Annotated in this window: 18 protein-coding genes; 16 read left to right on the top strand and 2 right to left on the bottom strand. The window is 26.4% G+C overall.

The genetic code is table 11. From position 1 onward, the window contains the following. Positions 1–3: 3 nt before the first annotated feature. The 13 genes from LXN10_RS01030 to LXN10_RS00970 all read left to right on the top strand — a co-directional run bounded on the left by LXN10_RS01030 (position 4) and on the right by LXN10_RS00970 (position 20,284). A complete protein-coding gene (locus LXN10_RS01030) occupies positions 4–894 on the top strand; it encodes a helix-turn-helix transcriptional regulator (RefSeq protein ID WP_375724111.1) in 891 nt (296 codons plus the stop codon). Positions 895–1,100: 206 nt separating this feature from the next. Next, positions 1,101–2,009, top strand: a complete 909-nt coding sequence (locus tag LXN10_RS01025; protein WP_375724110.1) for a helix-turn-helix transcriptional regulator — start codon at positions 1,101–1,103, stop codon at positions 2,007–2,009. A 77-nt stretch (positions 2,010–2,086) separates the two neighbouring features. Further along, complete coding sequence (locus LXN10_RS01020; RefSeq protein ID WP_375724109.1) at positions 2,087–3,151, top strand: DUF6765 family protein; 1,065 nt, start codon at positions 2,087–2,089, stop codon at positions 3,149–3,151. 15 nt (positions 3,152–3,166) lie between these two features. Beyond that, positions 3,167–3,832 carry a hypothetical protein gene (locus LXN10_RS01015; RefSeq protein WP_375724108.1) on the top strand — a complete coding sequence of 222 codons (666 nt, stop codon included), beginning with the start codon at positions 3,167–3,169 and terminating at the stop codon, positions 3,830–3,832. Positions 3,833–3,862: 30 nt separating this feature from the next. Continuing rightward, on the top strand, positions 3,863–5,041 hold the full coding sequence (locus LXN10_RS01010) for a hypothetical protein (protein ID WP_375724107.1): 1,179 nt from the start codon (positions 3,863–3,865) through the stop codon (positions 5,039–5,041). Between the two features lies 1 nt (position 5,042). Next, entirely contained in the window at positions 5,043–5,609 is a 567-nt protein-coding gene (locus LXN10_RS01005; RefSeq protein WP_375724106.1) for a condensin complex protein MksE, read from the top strand. Beyond that, entirely contained in the window at positions 5,599–9,306 is a 3,708-nt protein-coding gene (locus LXN10_RS01000) for an ATP-binding protein (RefSeq protein WP_375724105.1), read from the top strand. Before LXN10_RS01005 ends, LXN10_RS01000 begins: the two co-directional genes overlap by 11 nt. Continuing rightward, on the top strand, positions 9,306–10,184 hold the full coding sequence (locus tag LXN10_RS00995) for a DUF7281 domain-containing protein (protein WP_375724104.1): 879 nt from the start codon (positions 9,306–9,308) through the stop codon (positions 10,182–10,184). Before LXN10_RS01000 ends, LXN10_RS00995 begins: the two co-directional genes overlap by 1 nt. Positions 10,185–10,232: 48 nt before the next feature. Beyond that, positions 10,233–12,092, top strand: coding sequence for a DNA recombination protein RmuC (rmuC, locus tag LXN10_RS00990; protein WP_375724103.1), 1,860 nt, complete (start codon positions 10,233–10,235; stop codon positions 12,090–12,092). Positions 12,093–12,095: 3 nt separating this feature from the next. Then, entirely contained in the window at positions 12,096–14,351 is a 2,256-nt protein-coding gene (locus LXN10_RS00985; protein WP_375724102.1) for a hypothetical protein, read from the top strand. Between the two features lie 10 nt (positions 14,352–14,361). Continuing rightward, a complete protein-coding gene (locus tag LXN10_RS00980) occupies positions 14,362–15,375 on the top strand; it encodes an HNH endonuclease (protein WP_375724101.1) in 1,014 nt (337 codons plus the stop codon). 55 nt (positions 15,376–15,430) lie between these two features. Continuing rightward, positions 15,431–17,338, top strand: a complete 1,908-nt coding sequence (locus LXN10_RS00975) for a site-specific DNA-methyltransferase (RefSeq protein WP_375724100.1) — start codon at positions 15,431–15,433, stop codon at positions 17,336–17,338. A 3-nt stretch (positions 17,339–17,341) separates the two neighbouring features. After that, positions 17,342–20,284, top strand: coding sequence for a DEAD/DEAH box helicase family protein (locus LXN10_RS00970; RefSeq protein WP_375724099.1), 2,943 nt, complete (start codon positions 17,342–17,344; stop codon positions 20,282–20,284). Positions 20,285–20,415: 131 nt separating this feature from the next. On the opposite strand, the gene LXN10_RS00965 is transcribed toward LXN10_RS00970, so the two are convergent. Further along, complete coding sequence (locus tag LXN10_RS00965) at positions 20,416–20,667, bottom strand: XRE family transcriptional regulator (RefSeq protein WP_375724098.1); 252 nt, start codon at positions 20,665–20,667, stop codon at positions 20,416–20,418. Positions 20,668–20,833: 166 nt separating this feature from the next. Here LXN10_RS00965 and LXN10_RS00960 point away from each other — a divergent pair, with 166 nt between their 5' ends. Further along, positions 20,834–21,115 (top strand): hypothetical protein, encoded by a 282-nt coding sequence (locus tag LXN10_RS00960; RefSeq protein ID WP_375724097.1) that lies wholly within the window; start codon positions 20,834–20,836, stop codon positions 21,113–21,115. A gap of 271 nt (positions 21,116–21,386) precedes the next feature. Here the strand turns inward: LXN10_RS00960 and LXN10_RS00955 are convergent, their stop codons facing one another. Continuing rightward, on the bottom strand, positions 21,387–22,073 hold the full coding sequence (locus LXN10_RS00955) for a response regulator (protein WP_375724096.1): 687 nt from the start codon (positions 22,071–22,073) through the stop codon (positions 21,387–21,389). A 90-nt stretch (positions 22,074–22,163) separates the two neighbouring features. Here LXN10_RS00955 and LXN10_RS00950 point away from each other — a divergent pair, with 90 nt between their 5' ends. Continuing rightward, positions 22,164–24,044 carry a 7TM diverse intracellular signaling domain-containing protein gene (locus LXN10_RS00950; RefSeq protein ID WP_375724095.1) on the top strand — a complete coding sequence of 627 codons (1,881 nt, stop codon included), beginning with the start codon at positions 22,164–22,166 and terminating at the stop codon, positions 24,042–24,044. A 61-nt stretch (positions 24,045–24,105) separates the two neighbouring features. Beyond that, complete coding sequence (locus LXN10_RS00945) at positions 24,106–25,419, top strand: hypothetical protein (protein WP_375724094.1); 1,314 nt, start codon at positions 24,106–24,108, stop codon at positions 25,417–25,419. Positions 25,420–25,425: the final 6 nt, after the last annotated feature.

Raw genomic sequence — 25,425 nt, 5'->3', positions numbered from 1 at the left:
TTAATGACAAACTCTCATGATAAATTAGCATTAAGACTTTCTCTTATTCTCACAAAACTCAATACTGGTGAAAGGTTCACCAGTATTGAGTTAGCAGAAGAGTTCAATGTAAGTATTAGAACCATTCAACGAGATTTAAAAGAAAGACTATCCTTTATACCCATTGAAAAAGATGGTGATTATTATAAAATGGAAAGTTACGCACTTGGAAAACTTAGTTTTGAAGACATAAAGAACTTTGCAACACTTAGTGGGGTTAAATCACTTTATCCATCACTTACAAATGAGTTTATTACTGATATTTTAAATGTAAAACTAAATAGTGCTTATCTTATAAAGAATCAAGGCTTTGAAGATATAAGTAACAAGCAAGATTATTTTGAAAAGCTTAGTGCAGCTATAATCAAAAATAGTCCTGTAAACTTTGATTATAAAAATAAACATAGAATTGTAAATCCTTATAAACTTATCAATAATGATGGTATCTGGTATTTATTAGCTGATGAGCAAGATAGATTAAAAACATTTACATTTTCAAAAATCCAGAAATTTAAATGGGAAGATGATACAAAGTCTTTTATTCCTAAAAAAGAGTTTTTAAATCAAATAGTAACAAATGACATTAATTGGTTTACGACAGATGACCTTATAGAAGTAACACTTCAAATAGATAATGTTGCAAAAGAGTATTTTGAGAGAAAAAGTATATTAACAAATCAAAAGATTATAGAAGAGAGTGATGATTATTTTTCTGTTTTAACTTATATTTCATATGATGATGAGATATTAAAATTTGTAAAATATTGGATTCCTTATGTAAAAATCCTAAAACCTTTGTATTTAAAAGAAAAATTAAATAATATATTGCAAGAGTACATTTTAAAACTTCAATAATAATTATAAGTCTTATTATTAATCTAATTTTTTAATTAGAAAATTAAATTGTATAAATAATTTACCAAAGTTTTCATTTTGTTATTTTTTGCTTAAGAATTAATAACTATTAAATGCTATTTAGATAAAATAATTAAAAATTGTATTTAGAATACTAATACTTTTATATTATGAAAATATTTAAAAAACTAAAGAAAAGAATTTAAATGAGTGATACTACACAATTTGATGCACATTTATATTTAATACAAAAAATTCTTAGAAAAGAGCAAATAAGTACATTAGAAGTTGCAAATTATTTAAATAAAAGTGACAGACAAGTAAGAAGATATATTGAGCAATTATCTCCATTATTTGAATTTCCTATAGAATATGATAAAGAGTGGATAGTTCCAGACTTTATAATGGATGTTAGATCATATACTCCAGAAGATTTAGTGATTATAAATGCACTTTTAACAAAAGTAGAGAAAGATAACCCTGTATTATATACAAGGGCAATTGATATGTTTGAAGTTTTAAATGAAAAAGCATCACATGTTATTTTCAAGCAGTCTTCCATTGAAAATATAATGGTGAAGTATAAAAAAGAGTTTTACTTAATAAAAGAAGCTATTGAAAAAGTAGTTGAGATAAAATTTAATTACTACTCTGAAAAATATCCTAAGCATGTTCAACCTCTTAAAATTGCTAACCTAGAGAGATATTGGTATCTTTTGTGCTACAACTTAAATGAAAAGAAGTTTTGTAAATATCATTTTAGTGGTCTAAAAGATATTGATTTACTTAATGTTCATTTTAAGCTGGAAAGTCATGACTATAAAAATAGACTTGATAATGCAATCAATGCATATTTTAATTTAGAAGAAAGTAGTAATGTTCGACTAAGATTATCAAAAGATGCTAGAAGAGTTCTTTCTAGAAAGAAATTAAATCAAACACAAAATATTTTTAAAGATGAACATGATGATTATATTATGGATATAGAGATCACTCATTTAATGGAAATTGCTCCTGTTGTACAGCAATGGATTCCTCATATAGAAGTAGTTTATCCTGAAAAATTAAGAACTTTAATAAAAGAAAATTTAAAAAAGTATGAAAATTTAAAGTAAGGGGACATGTTTTTGTCCTAAGGTTTTTTTATACTTTGATAAATGAAACTCTTATTGGAGTGCATAAAGGAATAACTATGCAAATAGACGGACATCATACTTTAACGTATGTATTATCAAGAATGGTTGGTTTTGAACACAGGGAAGCAAATATAATTGCTCATGCTGCACAATATGTAGATGATGCAACAAATTCAGGAAATATTGAATTTACGAATGGTGCAATGTTTAGTAGGATTAGTTCTGCTCATACAATGGAAGTATATGATATGAAATATTATCTTAATGCACATGAAAATCATTTAGTTTGGGTTCCTTTTCATTTTCTTCCAGGAAATGATGGCAAACATTCTGGAGAATATGTAGCTGGCAGTTTCATTAGAAAACTAATTTGTAAACCATATAGTCCTGTTGCTGATGATATCTTAGATGCATGTATTAATGATTTAGATAAGCCTTATAGTTTACATAGATTAGGAATCACTATGCATGTTTTTGCTGATACATTTGCACATCAAGGCTTTGCTGGAGTTGTCCATAATGTAAACAAAGTGAAAAATTTAGAATGTCATAATTATGATATGGATTTTTTTGATTCATTAAAATCAAAGGCATTAAGTAGAAAATTTCCTATGGGACATGGACCTGCTTTAACTTGCCCAGATATGCCATTTTTAAAATGGAGTTATACTAATGGATTAGGAGAAAATGTTAATAGAGATAATTTAGAAATATTTATGTCTGCATGTAATAATTTAATTGGACAACTTGGAAGATATCTCGTTGATAATGGTGGTGTTATGAAAGATACTTTGCCTAGTGATATAGAACAAATAAAAAAGAATTTTGAAACGTTTAGAAGTGATGATGAAAATGTTCGACATGACAAGTGGTTATCATCTATTAGTAATGGTGAATTTAGTTTTGGACCAGTTGATTTAGAATACATTGGAAAAGGTGAAGGTTCTTGGAAACATAAATCTATTAATCAAATACATTCAGTCGATCAAGAAGAAGATGTGTTTGAGTTTTCAGATGAATTTATGGATAGTGATTGGAGATTGTTTCATGTAGCTTTAAAAGCACATAGATTTGATTTAATTAATAATATATTACCTAAGTATGGCATGTGTGTCTCTTAATCAAAAGGAATTATAATGAATAGTAGTAGCACAGAATTTAATTTTACTGGACTTAGTGAAATTTTTAGCGATAATGTTAAAAATAATGAAACAACATTGGCTTTTCAAATTAATAATGGTAATGGAAAATTTGTTTTTATGGCTTTCTTTGATTATGATAAAAAGAAAGGTTTTGAAAATTTTTTATTCTTTTATTGTCGAAATATTAGGTATATGGGGGAATTAAAGCTTTATGGAAATCCATACAAAAATGTTTTTAAAGTTTTTATAACTGAAACTGATAAAAGGAAAATTATTGATGAACTTCAATTACAAAAAGGAACAGGTAATTCATTTGATTTTGAACAGTTTCTTAACGTTTTAAACTCTCAAATTCCAAAAAAGATTCAGAGAAAAGATAAAGTTAAAATACTAAAAGACAATTTTAAAGAAATTGACTTAAAAAAAAGGAAGAAATTAGTTGATGAGGCAAATAAAATCTATCTATATGGTGTTAATACACTACCTTCACATAAAACACCACAAGATAAAACATTACGAAAACTTTACTTATATATTGATGGTTCAAGTGATAATATATCAGATTTTATTAATGAGTTAGTCAAACTAAATAAAACTGTTATGTGGACGGATAATCCTAGTTTGGAAAAAGATTTTGTATCAGTAGTTTCTGGACTATAGTACTTGAGTAATGTAAAAGGATAAATGTGAATGATAGCTAATATTAACCCAAAAGAATTTATTAAAGCACAAAATGAAGCAAAAGAAGCGATTATTGATGCTCATTTTAAAGGTAGTATTGAATATGTTGAGAATATGCCATATTATGATATTAAAAAAAATAAAGATTTGTCTTTAATTATTGAAAAGCTTATCGATTTCAATGTATTTGACTATGATGAGTATTCTTACTCTTTATTACTTAGTGATGATTATAACGCTCATTTAAAAACTTATACAGATGTAAATATCAAAGATATTGAGGAAAAACAAAAAAACATTAAGAAGCTAATTCGTGATATTAATATTAAAAGAAAAGATAATCAATTTTATTCAAATGAAATAAAAAGAATAAACTCTACATTAAGAAGTATTAAAAAGATAATTTATAGAGTAATAGAATCACTTAATGAAAAAGAGATGAAGTTTAAAGCAGAAACAAATTTTGAAGTTAAAAAAGTAAATCTATATGATTGTAAAGCTGATTTAACAGCATTATCTGAAGCTGTTAGTAATACTGATAAATTTCTAATAGAGTATAAGTCATATTTTATAGATGAACTTGGTAATGAATCAATTTCTTTCCATATTAATCAATTGGCTCATTATATACATGATGTGAGAGAGAACATAAGAAAAACATTGAATGAACTGTCAAAATATTTAATGCACATTGAAAAAGAAGCAAAAAAGATAGAGAAATTAAATCATTTATATAAGATGAAAGTAAATGGAGAGTTATTTGAAAAAAGCAATATTGAATCAGTCTTAACAAGGTTAGAAAATGTTGCTGATTCTATAAAAGTAAGACCACAATATATGAATGACGAAGTATTAATCGAATCAATTGTGAGTATTGCAAAAGAAAACCATAAATCAAAAGATAGCAGAAATGAAAAGAGTGAAGAAAGACCTAGTCCAGTAAAATCTAAAGATAAAAAAGTATCAAAAACAAAAGTTATATTAAGTACAAAAAAAGTTTACAAAAGTTTCATTAAACAGGATTTAGATCTTGCATCATTTTTAAAACAGAAAGATTTAGATAAAAAACAATTTTTATCAATTTTTATTAGGCTTACTTTACAGTATAACAAATTTTTATCAATATCTAAAGAGGATATTATAGAGCATAAAGGTATTAGATTACCACATATTATAAAAAGGGGATAAATTGGATTTATTGCAATTACAAGAGTACAAAGATATTTTTCAAGTAATTGAAGAGTGTAGAGTAAATGGTAAATTCATTAATGAAAATAGTTCAGATTATAAAATTAAGGAAGCGTATAATTTTATATATCAATATAAGCAAGATGTAAAAGATTATTATAGCATCCTAGGTTATACACTAAGATCAGATACAGGCTTTTTTTATTTTATTATTGATATATATGAAAATATTCCTAAGCCTTATTCTAATGGATACGTAGATTATATAGATATATATAGGTTTTTAAAATTATTAAATAGTGATATAAGTTCTTCTGATGCTGGACCGTACAGTGCAAGTGATATGGAAACAAGATTGAATGGAGATATAGAATTAAAAGCAATGATTGATAAAATGAGTTTTTTAAAGAAAAGATCAACAAATCGTGAAGCTATAGATTCAATTATCACAAGATTAAAAAGTGATGGTTTTGCTGAAAGTATTGGTAATAGAGAAGAAGAGTTTTTAATACTAAGATCATTTAAATTTGTAGAAGATATTATTGAGGACGTTGAATATGAGTTATAATCAATTAGGCTTAAAAGAGTTAAGGTTTATAAATAGTGGACACTTCCCTCATGAAAGAATAATCATTGATGATTTTACTTTACTACTTGGTAGTTCTGGTGTAGGTAAAACAACTGTTATGAGTGCAATATGCTACTTCTATACAATGGATAAGTTTAAAACAAGACCTATACCAAAAGAGAAAACTTTTTATGACTGGCATATTGAAGGTAGTTTCTCTCATTTGATTTATATTTATGAAAATAAAATAGGGAAGAATCTTCTTTTATTAAGTAAAGAAGATGGAAAATCAATAAAACATATTTTTATAAATATCCATAATTTTCAAGAAGACATAAGTATTTTATATCTTGATGAGAACAATCGAAGTTTAAATCTAAAAGAGATTTTGTCAAATTGTTTAAAATATGGCTTGAAATATTATAAAAGTGAAACAGTTCCTACTTTTAGAAAAATGATGTGTAGAAAAAGCTATAAAATGTTACCCAATAAAGATAAACCTGAGTTAGATTTTTCACTATATGATAGTGAAGAGTCTGCAAGTTTATTTGGTAAATATCTATTTAATATATATTCAAATTCTTCAGTTAGAGATAGAGGTATTAAAGATATGCTTATTTCTTTAATTGGAGAAAAAGAGTATTCTTTAGATATATCAAGTTTTAAACATAAGTTAGATGAAGCCTTGAGAAATGTAGAACATTTTGAATTGATAAAAAATAGAAGAGATAAAATACTAGAACTTGATGAGATTATTATTTCTTACAAAGCATTATGTAATGAAATAGATAAAACTGTTTTTGAGCTTGAAACAATATCTTATAATAAAGATAGAATAAGTGAGGTAATAGAAACAAAACAGCTTGATTTCTCTGTACAAGAAAAAATAGAGACTGAAAAAAGTGAAAAACTATTAAATGAATGGAATAAGAAGTCTACTAATTATAACGACCAAATTGCAGAACTTAATAAAACTATAAAAAGCAATGAAACTACCTACAATAAATTTATTGGTGAATATAAAATTGAAAGATTAATAGAAGAAGACAGTAAACAAAATAAATATGAAGAACAGAAAAAAAATCTAGAAATCAAAATAGCTGCAATTTCTAGTAGCATTGAAGAACTTGATATTAAAGAGGAAAGAGAAAAACAAAAAGAAAGAATTTCTTTAAATAGCAAGAAAGAACAAGAAAAAACACAACTAGAAGAAAAAAAAGAACATCTTGCAGAAGAAGTACTACAATTATCAAAGGATAAAGAGTTTGAAGTTAATGATAGTATAAATGCATTTGACGAAGAAATAGAACTAAAAACAACTGAGTATAATCAATTAGATAAAAAAATATCAGAAGATGAGACTACATTAAGACTATTACCATCTCAAAAATTAGAGAGTAATGCTTTTCTAAAATCTGAAAAAGAGGTTAATAGATTAATTGCTTTAAAAGATTCGATTGAATCAAATACAAAAGTATTGGAGACTGAAAAGTTAGAACTTGAAAAACAAAGGGATGCTAGTTTTGAAGAGCTTAATAAAAAAATTCAAGAAGAAGTTAGTCAATATAACGATAAGAAAAGTAAGCTAAAAGAGAAGATAGATTTAGTTAATAGAAAATTAGACATTGGGAAAAAAAACCTTTTTGGTTTTCTAAATAAAAATGAAGTTCCAAATAAAAGAAAGATTTTAGCTATAGCAAATGATGAAATTTTATTTGAAGAAAAAAACTTTAATTTTTCACTTGAAACTAGCAATGATAATTTTTATGGTTTAGTGATTGACGGTGATATTGAAACAATGGCGAGTAAATATGATATAGAAACCCTTGAAAACAATAAAACATCTCTTCAAAAACAACTAAATGAGTTGGTATCAAGTCATAAGATAAGATATAAAAGACTTGAAGATAATCTAAAATCTTCATCTAATAAATTTAAAAAATCAATAAAAGAAAAGTCAAGAGAAATTTATGACTTAAGCCCTCAAATTAAAGATTATGAGATAAAAATAACTAATGAGCAAAGAAGATTAGGTGAAGAAAAAGTGCGTCTTAAAGATGAAAATGACAAAAGAATAATTGAAACAAAGAAGCAACTTCTAAAAGATAGCGAAAGGTTAACTGCTTTAAAAGAGTATATCTCTACTAAGAAAAATAAAAAAGATATTTTTATTCAAGAAATAAATGCAAAATATGAGGGGAAAGAAAAGGGTTTAAATGCTCAATTATCTGAGTGTAAAAATAGTATTAATGCAATAAATAAAAAATATGAAAACCTTATCAAAGAGTCAGATAAAAAGATACATGAAATATATAACGAAATTAAAAGAAGTCAAAATATTGATACTGATGAACTTGATTCTTATAATAAGACAATTAATCAATTAGCAAAAATTATAAAAGAAATTCAAGATAATAGAGGTTTAGTTAAAAGATATAATGATGAAGTATTACCTAATTATAATCAAATACCTTTATTAAAAGATCAGTTAGCTCAAACAGACAAACAAAGAACTGAGGATAAAGACTATTATGAAAAAGAATTAAAGGTTATTGGTGATGTGTTAAAGCAATTAGAGGATTCTATAAATATTTGGAAATTTCATGCCAAATCATTTAAAGATTTTAAAAATACATTATCTCAATTTGAAATAACTACTAACAAAAACTATGATTCTTATATTGAGGAAGAGGTTATATCTCTATTGAACTCTAAACATAATATTACTCTTTTTGAAAGATACAAAACTCTTGAAATGCAACAAGATGAAAAAGAAAAAACAATTAAACTTGATACTAGAAGAATTGTTGATGACATTCCTAGTGATAATATGATGAAGCTCAAATCAAAATCTGATATAAATAGTTTCGATGATAATATCGAACAGTATATTGTAATTGCAAAATCATATGCAGACTTTATTAAAACAAAATTTGATATTGAAGGAACAAGCTTACAGTTACATATTCTAATTGAAACTATAAATGATGCTGTTAGTAAAATATCCCATATCAAAGGTACATTTGATAGTATTGTAAAAGATGTTATTAAAATTAATTCAACTATTAACGATGGTATTACAAATATTACGGTGATTGATTTTATCAAGTTAAATTTTAGAAATACAGGTAATGATGAAATTGTTAGTAGAATTGAAAACATAGGTGATATGTTAAGTGCTAATATGCTTATTGGTTATGAGAATAGTGAAAGATCAGAATCCGTAAAAGATGAATTAGTAAAAATAGCCCAAGATTTACAAATAATATTAGAAAAAACATTTAAAAAGAGTATTACGGTTTCAGATATAAGTACATTAACTTTTGATGTAAGTGAAAACGACCAGGTTACAAAAGGTATTGCTACATTAGATAATATAGGTAGTAATGGAACATCTATAATGGTAAAAGCAATTATTTATATAACATTATTGCGTATGGTTACAAAAAAATTTGCCAATAGTGAGAAGATAAAATATCATTGTATTATTGATGAAATTGGTCAGATATCTGCAGATTATTTTACCGAACTTATGAATTATGCAAAATTATTAGATTTTGTATTTATCAATGGAACTGCTGCAAATGATGATGATATTATTGATGCATACCCTAGGATATATATGGGAACAAGAGAAAGTTCAAGTCATGTTGAGCTAAGTCTTATAGATGCGCAAGATGCTATGGATGAATGGTAATGGTAATAAATATTAATACAAAAAATTTTGAAGCTCTCAAAAAACTTTTAAAAGATGAATATATATTAAAAAAAGAGATATCCTCTCAAAAACTTATAAATTCACTTGTTGAGTGTAATGCAATAGAAATTGATGGAAAGCCACAATGTATATATTTAAGAGATATAAATACCTTATTTGCAGTTATAAAATCAAATGGTTATAACATCAATTGTATTGAGGATATAGACTATTTTACAGAAGAAAGTGAAGTATCAAAAAGTCGTGATGAAGTCGCTGAAAAATTCTCAGATACTAAAAGAATAGAATCTAAAAGTTTTAATGGACTTATGATTAGTATATTTGAGAAGATAGAAGTTACTTTAAATGGAGAAAAACAATATATTTATCCTATATCAGGTACAGGCTTATTTATTCATTATAGTACTAAGTTAGAATTGGATAATGATACAGTTTTAGTAGGTGTAGAAAACCCTCAAGTTGTTTGGTTTATAAATAAATATCAACATCTTTTTAATAAAGATAAACAATATGTATTTTTATCTCTTAGTGAATTTAAAACTTCATATCAGTATAAATGGCTTGAGTCTTTTAAAGGAGAGTATATTCATTTTGGAGATTTTGATTTAGCAGGGATAAATATTTATCTTAACTCTATACTTCCAAGGCTTAAGAACTGCATGTCACATTCTTTTTTGATTCCTAATCATATTTATAAAATCATGAAAAAAAAGAACTATAAAAAAGATTATTCGAGTCAAACTAGATACTTAAATATTGACACAAAAGATGATGAAAAGTTAAAGGAACTTATTGAGTTTATCAAAAATCGAAAAATCACACTTGAACAAGAATACTTAAGTAAGTTACCTAGTTAGGTGACTTACTTAAAATATAATGTGATAATTTATAATTAGGAGATATTAATGGAAAATTTTGAAGTACTGGTAATATTGTTCTCAGCTATATTAGTTATAGGAGGATTCTTATTTTATAAAACAGTTAAAGATAAGAATACTGAGATTAAAGACGTATCAAAAGATAAACAAAATTTAGAGATAAAAAACTCAGAATTGACAGTGAGTCTTGATAACTCAAATAATATAAAAGATTTATACAATGAATCTTCTAAACAGCTAGAGGAAAAAAAGCAAGAGTCAAATCAATTTAAAGAAGATTTGACAAAAACAAAAGCTTTACTCGATGAGCAGATAAATAAATATAATGCATTTGAAAAGTCACAAACTGAAAGAGTTGATGATTTAAAAAATGAAAATATACAATTAAAAGAATCTAATGAAAACAAGTTTATTACTATAGGACAGTTAAAAGAAGATTTATCAAAATATAAAACTTCATTTGAAGAACAAAAAGAAAATAATACAAAACAGTCTGCAGCTTTAAATAAAAGAATAGAAGAGTTAAAAGATGAAACTCAAGCTTTAAAAGTAACTAACTCAGACTATAATGAGCAAATTAAAAACTATAAGTCAATGATATCTAAACTAGAAACAAAAGTAAATGAGAGTGTGCAAAATACTAAAAAAACATTAACTGATAAAGAGTCTTATATCAATGATTTAAAGCAAACAATCAATACTTTATCAGATGATAAAGAAGAGCTACAAATACAGGTGAATAAAGATAAAGGTATAGTATCTCAACTTCAAACTCAATTAGAAGAACAACATAAAGCTATGGAAGATAAAGTGAAACTTCTACAAAATAGTGAAGAAAAATTAAAAGTAGAGTTTGAAAATCTTGCAACTAAAATTTTCACTGATAATAGTAAAAAATTTAGTGAACAAAACCAAAAAGACTTAGGATTGATTCTGAATCCTATGAAAGCACAGCTTATAGATTTTAAAAAGAAAGTTGAAGATGTATATGATAAAGAAGCAAAAGATAGAAGTCTCCTTTCTGCAGAACTAAAAACACTAAAAGAACTAAATCAAAAAATGAGTGCAGAAGCTCATAATCTTACAAATGCATTAAGAAGTGATAGTAAGAAGCAAGGTAAATGGGGTGAGATGGTACTTGAAAAAGTACTTGAAAGCTCTGGCTTAAGAGAAGGACATGAGTTTAAAAGAGAAGTAAGTTTAAAAGATGATGAAAATAAACCTTTCAGACCTGATGTAATTGTATATTTACCAGATAATAGACATATCATTATTGATGCGAAGACATCACTTACAGCTTATAATGATTATATGGCAGAAGAAGATGATACTCTTAAGCAAATATATCTTAAAAATCATATTAAATCTGTAAAAGATCATATCAAGGGATTAGCAAATAAAAAGTATGAAGATTTACAAAATGTGAATAGTCTTGACTTTATATTTATGTTTGTACCAATTGAGGGAGCTTTACTTTTAGCACTAGATAATGATGTAAATTTATACGATGAAGCTTTTAAACAAAAGATTATATTAGTTAGTCCTACAACACTTTTAGTTGCATTAAGAGCAGTTGAGAATACTTGGAGATATGAAAGACAAGCACAAAATATTGCAGATGTTTACAAAAGAGCAGAAGAATTATATAAGAAATTTACAGGGTTTGTAGACGATTTAAAAAAAGTGGATGAAGGACTTGGTAAAGCTAGAAAAAGTTATGATGAAGCATTTAAGAAGCTTAGTACGGGACCAGGTAATTTAGTTGGACAAGTAATCAAGTTAAAGAAAGTTTCAAATATAAAACCTAAAAAAGAGTTAGATACTGTTTTAGTAGATGTTGCTATGATGGATGTTTTAGAAAATAAAAGTGAAGATTTAGGGGAATAGGTAATGAATATTTTAGATATAAAATTAAAAAATTGCTATGGTATAAAGAAACTGCAAAAGGCATTTAACTATACACCAGAATTTAATGTAAATATAATATATGCAAAAAATGGTTTGATGAAAACTTCTTTTACTAAAGTGTTTAAAAAATTCCAAGATAATAAACAAGATGAGATTCAAGATTTAATCTTCAATAGTACACCCGTAAGTAAAGATATAAAAGTTGATGGCAATGATATAAATAAGGAAGATATATTTGTAATTCATTCTTTTGAACAAGCTTATGAATCTAATAGTATTTCTTCATTACTAGTAAATGACACAATAAAGCAACAACTTGAAGAGGTTCTTATTTTACGCACTAATATTTTAAAAAATTTAGAAAAAAAATCAGGACTGAAAATTTCAAAAACTTCATTAGGAAAAACTATATTTGAATTAGAACCAACAATAATTAAAGATTTTGGTTTTGAAGAAAAAAGTATTTTACAAAACCTTGATGACTTAGAATTAGCAGAAGAAAATAACTATTTAACAGATGTACAATATTCTATAATATTTGATGAGTCAGTTTTAAATAAAAAGATAAAATCTGAACAATTTCAAACTAAAATAGATGAGTATATTACAAAAAGTGATGAAATTTACGGTACGTATGATTTTTTTGAAAAAGGAAAGTTTACATTACCTAAATTAAAAGAAATTCAAAAAAAACTTAAAGGAAATAATTTTTTTGTAAAAGAAAATAAGATCTCATTAGGATTAGGTCAAGACTTTTCAAGTTTAACAGAATTAAATAGAAAGATAAAAGAAATTGAGGATGCAATACAAAGTAGTGAAGAATTTAAAGCTATAGAAAAGTTATTAAGCGATGCAAAAGGCATGGTCTTAAAAGATACTATAGAAAAGTATCCTGATATATTATTGGAATTAAAAATAGAAAATATTGAAAATCTTAGAAAAAAACTTTGGCTGTCATATTTTAAAAATGATGAAGAGAATTTTAATAGCCTAAAAGAAAAGTATCAATTATTAAAAGAGAATATTGAAAGCTTAGATATAAATGATACGCCATGGAAAGAGGCTATTGATATTTTTAATGCAAGATTTGATTTGCCTTTTAAAATGGATATTGAAAACTTAACAAGTTCTATAATAGGAGAAAGTTTACCAAAAGTTGTGTTTAGCTTTTGCGATAAAGAAAATATTGATGATTGTATAGAAAATGATTGGGTTAGGTTAAATAGAGATGAGTTAGAACAACATAATACGTTAAGTCAAGGAGAACGAAGAGCATTATATTTATTGAATATAATCTTTGATATCGAACAACGAAAAAGAGAGAATCAAAAAACATTATTTATAATTGATGATATTGCAGACTCTTTTGATTATAGAAATAAATATGCAATCATAGAGTATTTAAAAGATATTTCAGAAAAAGATAATTTTTATTTGTTAATTTTATCACATAACTTTGATTTTTATAGGACAATATCTGGACGATTAAATTTAACAAGAGAAAATAAGTTTCATGCTATCAAATCAAATGATGAAATAATTATAGAGAAAGAATATTATCAAAATCAACCATTCGTTAATTGGAAAAAGAATTTAAACATTAATAAACATGTAATAGCGTTAATTCCATTTGTGAGAAATTTAATAGAATATGGAATTGATGATAAAAAAGATTATATTCTTTTAACACATTTATTACATATTAAAAATGAGACACAATATAAAAGTGATGGTAAAAGACAATCACAAAGTAACTATAATGAAGTTAATGGTGACTTTACAATTGAATCAATCTATGATATAGATTTTGGAAAATTAAAAGGTATTTATCGGAAATATATAGGAAAAGATAATTTTAATAACAGCATAAATGACATTGATAAGGTGTATGACTTAATTATTGATATTGCAGATAATAATATCTCAAATGATAATATTAACTTAGAAAATAAAATTATTCTAGCTATTGCAATAAGATTAAAAGCAGAAAAATATATGATTAATAAAATTAATGACAATACTTTTTTAGACAATATTAGCGGTGTTCAAACTAGAGTACTTTACAATAGGTATTCTACAGATTTCTCTTCAGAATTAGACAAAATAAGATTATTGGATAGTGTAAATATTATGACTCCTGAAAATATTCATCTAAATTCTTTTATGTATGAACCACTATTAGATATGGATATTGTTGAATTGAAAAGTTTATATACTGAAGTTAAAAGTTTAATTTAAAGGTAATTGCATGGGAGTAGAACTAAAAACACATAAAATGTTATGGGGTAGATCTGGTAATAGATGTGCTATGCCTGATTGTAGAATAGAACTTGTTATGGATATATCAGAAACAGATGATGACTCACTTATAGGAGAAGAATGTCATATTGTAGCTAGAAAACCAAAAGGTCCTAGAGGTGATAAGGATTTTGATAAAGAAAAATTGGACAAGTATAATAATTTAGTATTAATGTGTAGAAATCATCATAAAATTATTGATGATAACCCTGAAGCTTATACAGTTGAAAAATTACATCAAATCAAACATAATCATGAAGTATGGATTAGAAGTCAACTTTCATTTGATACAGAAAAACAAAAAGATGATGAATTATATGCTACATATATTGACCAATGGGTGAAGTGCATTGATTTAGATAATTGGAAAAATTGGACTTCTTATTTATTGTCTGCTGATGATCCAAGTATTACGGTTGAAAAGTTTAATAAACTTGATGAACTAAGAGAGTGGCTATTTTCAAGAATTTGGTCAAATAGATATACTGAACTTGAAAATGCTTTTGAAAATTTTAGATTAATTTTACAGGACTTTTTAAATTTATTTAAAGAGCATATGAAAAAAGCAGATGAGTGGTATTGTACAGAGAAATTCTATAAATTAAAATGGCATGAACAAGATGTTTACGATAGGTTGTCAAAACAATATACTTTTCATGTTTTATTAGTAGAAGATTTAGTTGTTGAATTAACAAGAGCAACAAATTATATCTGTCAATTAGTTAGAAAACATGTTGATAGTTCATTTAGATTAAAAGAAGGGTTGTCAATTATTGAAATGGGTCCATTTATGGATATGTCTTGGAAACAATACCGTGTTCAATATACAAAAGATGATTTAACTAAAAAGTTTTTATACAAAAATCTTAAGACTTTTAAAGAAGATAGAATTACAAGAGACTATTGTAGAAGTGTAGGTGTAGATGAGAATGATAAAAGGTTCCTTGAACATTATTATTCCTAACCACTCCCTAACAAAAATTTAAATATAATATCTTCTTTATAAAAGGTGTAAGTTAATGAGTCAGAAGAAAAACGTGATAGAAGAACAAAGTATAAATGATGTTAATTATGAATTGCTGAAAAAACAATTTCCTCATGCCGTGAGTATAGATGAAGATGGCAAATATATAATTGACCCACAAAAATTGCAGATGAGTTTAGATCCATCAAAAGCAGAAATAAAAGAAGATGGTTATGGGCTTAATTGGGTTGGTAAAAAAGAGGCTTATCATAAAGCATTTGAAAAGAATTATAAAGTATTAAAACCTTTAAAAGAGGACTCTAGAAATTGGGATAAGACAGAAAATATTCTTATAAAGGGTGATAATCTTGATGCATTAAAGATATTAAGACAAAACTATTTTGAATCTATTAAAATGATTTATATTGATCCACCATATAACACTAAAAATGATGGGTTTGTTTATAATGATGATTTTACAACTTCAACTGAACAAACACTAGAAGAACTTGGATATGATAAAGAGTACATAGATTATATAGAAAATATACAAGGAGCTAAAACACACAGTGGATGGCTTAGCTTTATGTATCCTAGACTTTTATTAGCTTTTGATCTATTGAAAGACGATGGTTTAATTTGTATTTCTATTGATGATAATGAGATTGCACAATTAAAAATTTTATGCAATGAAATTTTCGGAGAAAACAATTTTGTAGGTGAATTAGCTACTGTAAATAATATTGCAGGTAGAAGTGATAAAAAGAATATTGCAACTGCACACGAATATATATTATGTTATCAAAAATCTGATTGTTTTAATGCAAATGGACTTCCTTTAACTGAAGAACAATTAAAAGATTATAAGCATGTAGACCCTATTAATAAAAAGTTTTATAGAAGGCAAGGACTAAGAAAAAGAGGTTCAGGTTCAAAAAGAGAAGATAGACCAAATATGTACTATCCAATTTATTATGATATTGATTCTGACGAAATTACATTAGACAAAGATAAGTTTGATAATCCAGAGATTATAACTCCTAAGTTATCTAATGGTTCAGATGGTCGATGGAGATGGGGTAAAAAAACTTTTAAAGAGAAGACACATTTATTAGAAGTTAAAAAAGTTGATAGAAGAGATGAATATGATATCTTTGAAAAAGTTTATTTAGAAAATGATGGTGATATGAAATCTGTAAAAATGAAATCTTTTTTATTGGATAGTGATTATACAACGGATACGGCAACAAGTGAATATCATGAAGTTATGGAATTAAATACTTTTAATAATCCAAAGCCTGTTAAATTAATTAGTGATTTAATGACTATAGGAGTTAATAGTGACAGTATTGTTTTAGACTTTTTTGGAGGAAGTGGAACAACTGCACATGCTGTAATGGAGTTAAATTCTAGTGAAAATAAAGGTATTAAATTTATTACAGTTCAATGGGCAGAAGAAACACCTGATAAAAGTGTTGCTAAAAAAGAGGGATATAATACAATTTTTGATATCACTAAAGAAAGAATAGATAGAGCAGGAAATCAAATGGCTCAAGGTGATATAGGATTTAGAACTTTTGAAATTGTGGAAGATCAAAAACAAAAAATCTATCAAAAATCATTAGAAGAAGTAAGTCAAGATGATTTATTAGCTATGATGGAAAAGCCTGATATAGAAACAAATGAAGAGATACTTTATAATCTATTTGTAGCAGAAGCATTACTTCTTAGTGCAAAACATGAAGAACTTATAAAAGATAAGCTTTATCTTGCTTCAAATGTAGCATTCATACTTGGTGATATAGCATCTGATGACTTAGTAGATGCACTTAAAGATAAAAAGGAGTGTGAGTATATAACTGTATATTCTCCAAATATTAGTGATGATAAGTTTACACTAGAACTTGAGAGTAATATTTCAAAGCTTGGTATTAAGCCTGATAAATTAAGATTTAGAGGATAGTCAATGGCTTTAAAAATAAAGTTTGATAGACTTGATTATCAAGAACACGCAGTAAATAGTATCAGTAATGTTTTTAAAAATATAGCATTTACTCCAAATAACAATAGAAAAAGTAACCCATCTTTTGACCTTGAATCTTCAAAAAATATTTTAGTAAGTAATATTACAAAAGTTAGAGAATCAAACAAAGTAGATATAGGAGATATATCTATAAAAGATGAACTTGTAGTTGATACATTGATGGAGACAGGTACGGGTAAGACGTTTACTTTTTTAGAATCAATATATAGACTAAACCGAGATTATGGACTGAGTAAGTTCATAATCTTGGTACCTTCTAACCCTATAAGACAAGGTACTATTAAAAATATTAAAATAACAAAAGAGTTTTTTGTAAAAGAGTATGGTAAGCAAATATCAGTATTTAACTATAGTGAAAAAACAGTACTAAACTATATTAATGCAAGTAATCAAAATATATCTGTATTAGTGTCAACATATCAGTCATTTAATAAAGCTTCTAACAATATAAACAAAAGTAAGATAGAACAAAGCCTAATAGGTCGTGCAAAAAGTTATATGCAAGCTATTGCTCAACTTAGACCTGTAATAGTTATAGATGAACCACATAGGTTTGAAGGTAAACAAACTGCAAAATATTTAAAAGACTTTAACTCTCTTTTTACATTAAGATTTGGTGCTACATATAAAGGTGATGAGTATAAAAATCTTATTTATACACTTGATAGTGTAGATGCATTTAGTAGAGGGCTTGTTAAAGCTATTACAGTTGATACAGTTGGAAATGAAAATGTTGATAATCATACCATAGCATTTACTAAAATAAATGGAAGTAGTCAAAAAGATTATAAGGCTACAATTGAATACAAAGACATCAATTCTAAAAATCAAAAAATTGTTTTAGAAAAAGGTGAAAACCTTGGTGAAAAAGTAGATATAGAATATTTAAATAGTTATATTGTAGAAAAGATTACAAAAAGTGAGATAGTATTTACAAATAGTATATCCTTACCTTTTGGAGTTAGTGAAAGTTATGGCGTACTTCTTGATGAGATGCAAAAGGTCATTGTAGATACAGCTATAAAAAATCATTTTGAAAGAGAAGAAGAACTTTATAAGCTTGATATAAAATCACTTTGTCTTTTCTTTATAGATAGAGTAGATAAATATCTTACAGATGAAGGTACAAATGGTGAATTAGCACAACTATTTGAAAAGTTATATTTAAAAAATCTAAATGAAATTTTAAAAAAAGATAATCTAGATGATAAATATAAAAAATATCTTTTAAAAACAAAAGATAATCTAAATGAAATACATAGTGGATACTTTGCAAAATCAAAAAAAGAAGGTGATGAAGCAGAAGCTATTGAACTTATCTTAAACAAAAAAGAGGAACTGTTATCTTTTGACAGTAATCTTAGGTTTATATTCTCTCAATGGGCTTTACAAGAAGGATGGGATAATCCTAATGTAATGACTCTATGTAAACTAGCACCAAGTAATTCTAAAATTTCAAAACTACAACAAATAGGAAGAGGGCTTAGACTTGCAGTAAATCAAGATGGAAAAAGAATTACTCAAGATAATAGTAACTTTGAGTTTATCAATGAGTTATTTGTAGTGGTACCCTCTACAGAAGAAGACTTTGTAACCTCTATTCAAAATGAGATAAGTGAAAATAGTATTAAACAAGTTTCTAGACTTTTTAATGAAGATATTATGGTCGAAAACCATATTGCTAGTACATCAAGAGCAGCAACTAAATTACTTGATGAGCTTGAAGAAATGGGATTTATCACTATAGATGAAGATGATATGAGTGAGATCACTATTTCAAAAGAGCATTATAGTTCTAGGTCAAAAGAGCTAGAGTCTTTAGAGATGAAAGGTTGTGATAGTAAAAAGCTTAAAGAGTATTTTGATAGCTTCTTTAAAACATCTACTCGAGTAAAAGCAAAAGATAGAAGTGGAAAGAAAGAAAAAGGGAAAATCAAAATTCATCAAGAAAACTTTAAAAAGTTTAAAGCATTATGGGAGAATTTAAACTATGATGCTGTGGTTAAATATGATATTAATAGTAATACACTAATTGAAACAGCTAAAAAGAAAATAGATGAAAACTTTACAATAAGTGGTCAAGATATAATTGTTAAAAGAGATAAAAATGTAGAGGATAAAGAAAAGCATGATAGTGATAAAGACACTGTAAAAGTAGAAACTCACTCGATATTTACTCTCTATGAATTTATTAAAGCACTATCTAACAATACAAAACTAAGTATGCAAACAGTTGCTAAAGTATTGCATGGAATTAAAAAAGAAAAGTTTGATTTAATTCCTCAAAATGAGAACTTGGCACTTAAGAAAATTGAAGAACAACTAATAAGTGCTATTTACGATACCATAATTAATAAAATATCTTATGATTTAAAAGAGATAAAAACTAGTAATAATTCTCTTATAGATAAAAATGGTAATATCAAAGAATTTATACCTACAGGAAGCTTAGGAGTTGAAACTTATAAAATAAAATCAAAGAATGTACAAGAAAAATCAATCTATGATGAAGACTTTATGGAAGTTGATAGTACTATAGAAAAACTAACTATAGATGACTCAAGTGACAAAAGAATTACTGTATTTGGGAAACTACCAAAAGTAAATATTCCTACAGCTCATGGACGAAACTATAATCCAGACTTTGGATATGTTATAGAATCAAGGGATGATAAAGAATTATATTTTGTTGTTGAGACAAAAGGATATGATAAGTTTGATGATATAAGTACGAAAGAAAAACTACAAATAAAAAGTGCTGAAGCTTTTTTTAAAGAATTACAAAATATTGGTCTAAATGTTAAGTATACAACTAAATTAAATAGTCCAGAGTTATCACAATTGATAAGTGATATATTGAAGTAGAAGTATGAAAGAAAAATTACTAATTGAATTTACTAAGATAATATAAAACAAAGAAAAAACAAAATTTTAAGAGCTTTTGAGGTTTCATCCTCAAAAGTATATTTTATTGATTTGATTTTATTGAAAAAATATTAAATCTTTTTAAAGAATTCCTCAATATCAACTTCTAGTACAGCAGATATTTTATAAAGATGCTCAAGATTAAAATGTTTATCTTCTGCAAGCAGTTCTGCCTTACCAAGAAATGTAGCATTCTTGTGTTCTATTGCATTGGCAAGTTTTAACTGTGATACTTTTTTCTCTTTTCTAACACGAATAATATTAAGACTTACTTTTTTATAAAACTCTTCTAAATCTTTATCTTCAAAATCAACATTTTTCATCGTATATTTAACATCCTATAAGATATTATTAACAACACTCTATAGAGTGCTGAATTTATAAAAGGATAAATAATGCTTAAATTTACAAAAATAAAGAAAGTTGATTTGTTCAGTATGTCTTGGGAAACAAGAGTGTGTGAACGATGTGAGGAAAGAGTAAGAGAGAGTGAAATATGTGATACATGCTATTGTTGTTCAGCTTGTTGTGCATGCTAGAAAAGGACTTGAAATGGGATTTGCAGATGTTACAAAGGATACTTTAAAAAAGGCACCTGGGAAAATCTTCGATGTAGTTAAGAATATTGATATTAGAGGAGTTATTGATTCTTTTGATAAAATTTTACAAAAGCAAATGAAAAAGAAATCAGACTATGAAATTATAAAATTATCAAAACAAAATCCAGATAATAAATATATAAAAGAAGAAATAAGAAGAAGAGGGCTTTAGTCTTCTTCTTTAAAATTATAATTTTTGAATAATTCTACAATAAATAATTTAAACCAAAAATGTTAAAATACTAAATATATAACCTTTCAAGAATGATTCTAATTTAAATGGAATCATTAATAAAAAAAGTACACCTAAAAGTACACTTTTATAATTTTATACTAAAATTATACCTTTAAGTAGGTATTTCCACTCCTATATAGAATTGGTCAAGAGAAGTTGATAGAATCTAATAAGTAGGTAATATAACTAATCACAACTGAAATTTATACTATATATCAGGGGTATTTGTTTTTAAAATATAACCTACACCTTTAATAGTTTGAATATCTAACTCTGGTACTTTTTTTCTTAGTCTAAAAAGTAATTGTCTTCTATTCTCATCATAAGTTGCATTGTCATGCCATAATGTTAAATCAACATATTCATTGGATATTACACTGTTTTTATTTTGTATTAGCATATATAAAAATTGTTCTTCTTTTTTTGTTAGAGTTATCTCTTGATTATTTTTCAATAAAACTTTATTTTGTACATCATAAACATATTCATTATCAAGTTTAATTGCTTCAATTTTATTATTCAGTCCAAAACGAAGAGAGGCTAGTTTTACTTCTCTAAGAAGATGGGCATCTAAATATGGTTTTACAATATATCCTGTAAAGTTGACGCTAGAAGCTTCAGTTAGTGTTGTATCATCGTGGTATGATGTTAAAAATATAACTGGAACATTGAAGTTTTTTTGAATAAGCTTTGCTGTTTCGATACCATTTAGTTCACCTTTGATATTGATATCTGCGATGATAATATCAACATGCTCTTTGAACATTGCCTCTAAAGCATTTTCACTTCTACTTGCAATAGCAACTACATGGTATCCTGCCCATTCTAATGTTCTTTTCATCTTTTGTGCAGTTAAAGTTGTATCTTCTATGATTAATATGTTAATTTTTTTCATGTAAGTATTTTATCACTTCTGCGTTATATTTATCGTTATATTGTAAAAACATTACTTTTTTTATGTTAAACTTTTGAAAAAAAGAGTCTTATGCGTTATTCAATCATTTTATTAGTTTTTTTATATATAAATTTACAAGCAACTATTTTGGTCAATACACCAAATAATATAGACCTTCTCCCCAACTCCAAAATATACCATGATATAGGCAATCACGAAACCATAAATACTATTTTAAATAAAAATGATAAATTTATTACAACAAATAAAAAAGTTGTTGATTATTGTATTTTAGCTCCTGAAGGTGTATGGATAAAATTTCAACTTCAAAATCCTACATCAAAAACAATAGAAAAGAAAATTAGTTTCGGAAATATCTTTTTAGAAGAAATTGAGCTTTATGAAATAAAAAACCAAAAAATAGTATCTAAAAAAACCACTGGATTTTATCGCCTTGGAAAATTTGATGGAAGAGTTAAGCTTAATGTTTCTACAACTATTGAGCCAAATAGTACACAAAATTACTATCTTCATGTAAAAAATGAAAAACTCTCTTTGTGGTTCAATCCAATACTTCATGAAACAAAAGAGTTCAGTAAAGAAGATACAGCTAAACAAGTAATTTGGGCACTCTTTTTTGGTGGGATATTATCTCTTGTTTTATATAATATCTTTTTATTCATATTTACAAAAGACAAAATCTATTTGTATTACTTTTTATATCTTATTGCTACACTTTTACAAAGCGAATTTTCTATATATATAAGACTTTATTTTTTTCCTATGGATGATATTGAATTTGTCAAAAAAAGTTTATATTTTAATCTTTTTTATGCAAATGTTTTCGTTACTTTTACTATGACTCTTTTTATTCGATATTTTTTGAATACAAAACTTTATCCTAAAATTGACTTATCTTTAAAAACCATCATTTGTATAATACCTGTTTATTATGTTTTACAAATCTTTGATATCTTTACTGTTCCACAGGTAATTCTTTTTCAGTTTGTTACCCCATACTATTTTCTTGGGATTGGATTTTATGCTCTTTATAAGAAAAATCCTCAAGCAAAATTTTTCTTATTGGGCTGGAGTTTTGCTCTTTTAGCTTGGTTATCACTATTTTTCAAATTTTTGGGACTAATTCCTGAAAAGTATGTATTTACTTATACCTTTGAAACTCTTATTATGGCAGAGGTTATTTTATTTGCTATATCATTAGCGTATCGTATCAAAAGATTAGAGATGAAAAAAAACGATTTAACCAAGTCACTTTTAATACAACAACAAAATGAATCCAACCGTTTAGAAAAAATTGTAAACATAAGAACCCAAGAGTTAAACAACGAATTAAAACAAAATGAACTCTTGCTAAAAGAACTACATCATCGAGTGAAAAACAACATGCAATTTATCACTTCACTATATGCACTTAAGCTCAATGATAACAATGATAAACATATCCAAGAAAAACTTTATGATGTAGAGAGAAAAATCCATGCTATGAGTATCGTACACCAGATGCTTTACAATCAAAAAAATCTTGTAAATATTGATGCAAAAGAGTATTTTGAAAAAGTTTTACAAAATATAAAAGATAGTTTCGAGCTAGAAAATATCACATTTGAACTTGATATAAACTCTTTTTTAGACACAGAAGAGGCTATCTATTGTGGTCTTATAGTAAATGAGCTGGTTACAAATGCCATTAAACATGCTTTTGATTCAAGTGGGGGAATCATAAAAATTTCACTAAATAATGTAGATAATGGAACCTTACTAGAAGTTTCTGATAATGGTATTGGAAAAGGTGCTAACACAAAAGCAAACTTTGGAGAGATGATGGTAGAATCACTTGCAACTGACCAACTAGAAGGAAACCTTCAAGTAGTAGTTGATAAGGGAACACATATTTCTTTATGGTTTAAAAATAAAATACAAAAAAGTAACGGTGAATATAACGATAGCTAAATATAATACTTGTATATAAAAAAAGAAGAGATTTCTCTTTTCTTTATACAAGGACAATATTATGAAAGCAAATGTAAATTATAGTTCCCGTTTAAAAATCTTACAAAAAGATATGAGGATAAGTTTAATAGTTAGTGTACTTTTATGTAGTACAACATTTATATTTGCAGATTCTAATAATAATGAACTCAATACTATTAGTCAAAGTAATAAAGAGACTAAAGATAACTCATCTGAGTTAAGAATATTTGGAGCAGGTGAAAGATTAGATGATAAAACCTACTCAGGAATGGGAATAGAGTATAAAGATGACAATATCAAAACAGGTATTGAGTATGGAAATGATTATAATAAACTTTATGGAGTTTATAAATATGCCTTGCCAAAAAACTTCTATTTAAAAGGTGGAGTGGGATATTTAAATAAAGAAATACCTTTTAATTCTGAGTTTATTGATATCAAACAATATACACTAGGAACTTCTCTTGGTTATGGAGATGATTCAAACTATAATATTGAAATAGGATATCTTGGAAATAAACTAAGCAATGCATATGATGCAAATGGGTATACCAATACTGTGTATGTAGAAACTTTGGCTCAATATGAGATGGATTATGAAAAAGATTGGGGAACGCTTGAAGCTGTGGGTACTTATCAAAACTCACATCTATATCATAAAAATTATTCTGGAATGATTGTAGAAGCAGCTTATTATCCTATCGAAGATATCAGAACTTCTGTGCAATATGATGATGCACAAGTTGTAGATGAGAATAATTATAGAGTAATACTGGGAGTTAAATATGCCTTTGCCTCACAAAAATGGTCTCCTATATTTAAAGCAACTGCTAATACTTCAAACTCAGTCTCGTATGGTTTGGTGTATGATGAAGACATAGAAAATGAGCCCTTGAGTAACAGAGATTTCTTTGAAAATCAAATAGGAACAGGAACTCTTAAAGCACAAGAATTAGCATCAAGTGAATTTAACCAACGAATTCAAAAGAGTTTAAATCGTGATAATAATACAAATACCGAAAAAACATCCGTTCCAAATACAAAACCTACAGGAGAAAGTTTTACAGTTAATATACCAGGCAATGGATTTACAAAATCTGTAGACTTAGCTTCACATATTCAAGATGCAGATGGAGATACTTTAACTGTGATTTATGTTGGTAGTGGAGTGATAAGAAGCACTTGGGGTTCCTCAATACAGACATCTACAATATCAGGTACCATCGCTACCCTTTCAATCTCTGCAGGTTCACCTCCTGGAGCTACCACTGATGCATATTTAGAATATAAAGTTTTTGATGGAAAAGAATATAGTCCCGTATATAGACTTACAATAACGAATTTCGGAATATAGATTTTT

It is taken from the genome of Arcobacter iocasae, from assembly GCF_042214795.1.
In the GTDB taxonomy this organism is placed as follows: Bacteria; Campylobacterota; Campylobacteria; order Campylobacterales; family Arcobacteraceae; genus Arcobacter; species Arcobacter iocasae.
This window is presented reverse-complemented; position numbering and strand designations above follow the sequence as displayed.

Excerpts from the sequence above, each read along its gene's own strand:
- LXN10_RS01030 (WP_375724111.1), top strand. The coding sequence starts at position 4 with ATGACAAACTCTCATGATAAATTAGCATTAAGACTTTCTCTTATTCTC.
- LXN10_RS01025 (WP_375724110.1), top strand. The coding sequence starts at position 1,101 with ATGAGTGATACTACACAATTTGATGCACATTTATATTTAATACAAAAA.
- LXN10_RS01020 (WP_375724109.1), top strand. The coding sequence starts at position 2,087 with ATGCAAATAGACGGACATCATACTTTAACGTATGTATTATCAAGAATG.
- LXN10_RS01015 (WP_375724108.1), top strand. The coding sequence starts at position 3,167 with ATGAATAGTAGTAGCACAGAATTTAATTTTACTGGACTTAGTGAAATT.
- LXN10_RS01010 (WP_375724107.1), top strand. The coding sequence starts at position 3,863 with ATGATAGCTAATATTAACCCAAAAGAATTTATTAAAGCACAAAATGAA.
- LXN10_RS01000 (WP_375724105.1), top strand. The coding sequence starts at position 5,599 with ATGAGTTATAATCAATTAGGCTTAAAAGAGTTAAGGTTTATAAATAGT.
- LXN10_RS00995 (WP_375724104.1), top strand. The coding sequence starts at position 9,306 with ATGGTAATAAATATTAATACAAAAAATTTTGAAGCTCTCAAAAAACTT.
- rmuC (WP_375724103.1), top strand. The coding sequence starts at position 10,233 with ATGGAAAATTTTGAAGTACTGGTAATATTGTTCTCAGCTATATTAGTT.
- LXN10_RS00985 (WP_375724102.1), top strand. The coding sequence starts at position 12,096 with ATGAATATTTTAGATATAAAATTAAAAAATTGCTATGGTATAAAGAAA.
- LXN10_RS00980 (WP_375724101.1), top strand. The coding sequence starts at position 14,362 with ATGGGAGTAGAACTAAAAACACATAAAATGTTATGGGGTAGATCTGGT.
- LXN10_RS00975 (WP_375724100.1), top strand. The coding sequence starts at position 15,431 with ATGAGTCAGAAGAAAAACGTGATAGAAGAACAAAGTATAAATGATGTT.
- LXN10_RS00970 (WP_375724099.1), top strand. The coding sequence starts at position 17,342 with ATGGCTTTAAAAATAAAGTTTGATAGACTTGATTATCAAGAACACGCA.
- LXN10_RS00965 (WP_375724098.1), bottom strand. The coding sequence starts at position 20,667 with ATGAAAAATGTTGATTTTGAAGATAAAGATTTAGAAGAGTTTTATAAA.
- LXN10_RS00955 (WP_375724096.1), bottom strand. The coding sequence starts at position 22,073 with ATGAAAAAAATTAACATATTAATCATAGAAGATACAACTTTAACTGCA.
- LXN10_RS00950 (WP_375724095.1), top strand. The coding sequence starts at position 22,164 with ATGCGTTATTCAATCATTTTATTAGTTTTTTTATATATAAATTTACAA.
- LXN10_RS00945 (WP_375724094.1), top strand. The coding sequence starts at position 24,106 with ATGAAAGCAAATGTAAATTATAGTTCCCGTTTAAAAATCTTACAAAAA.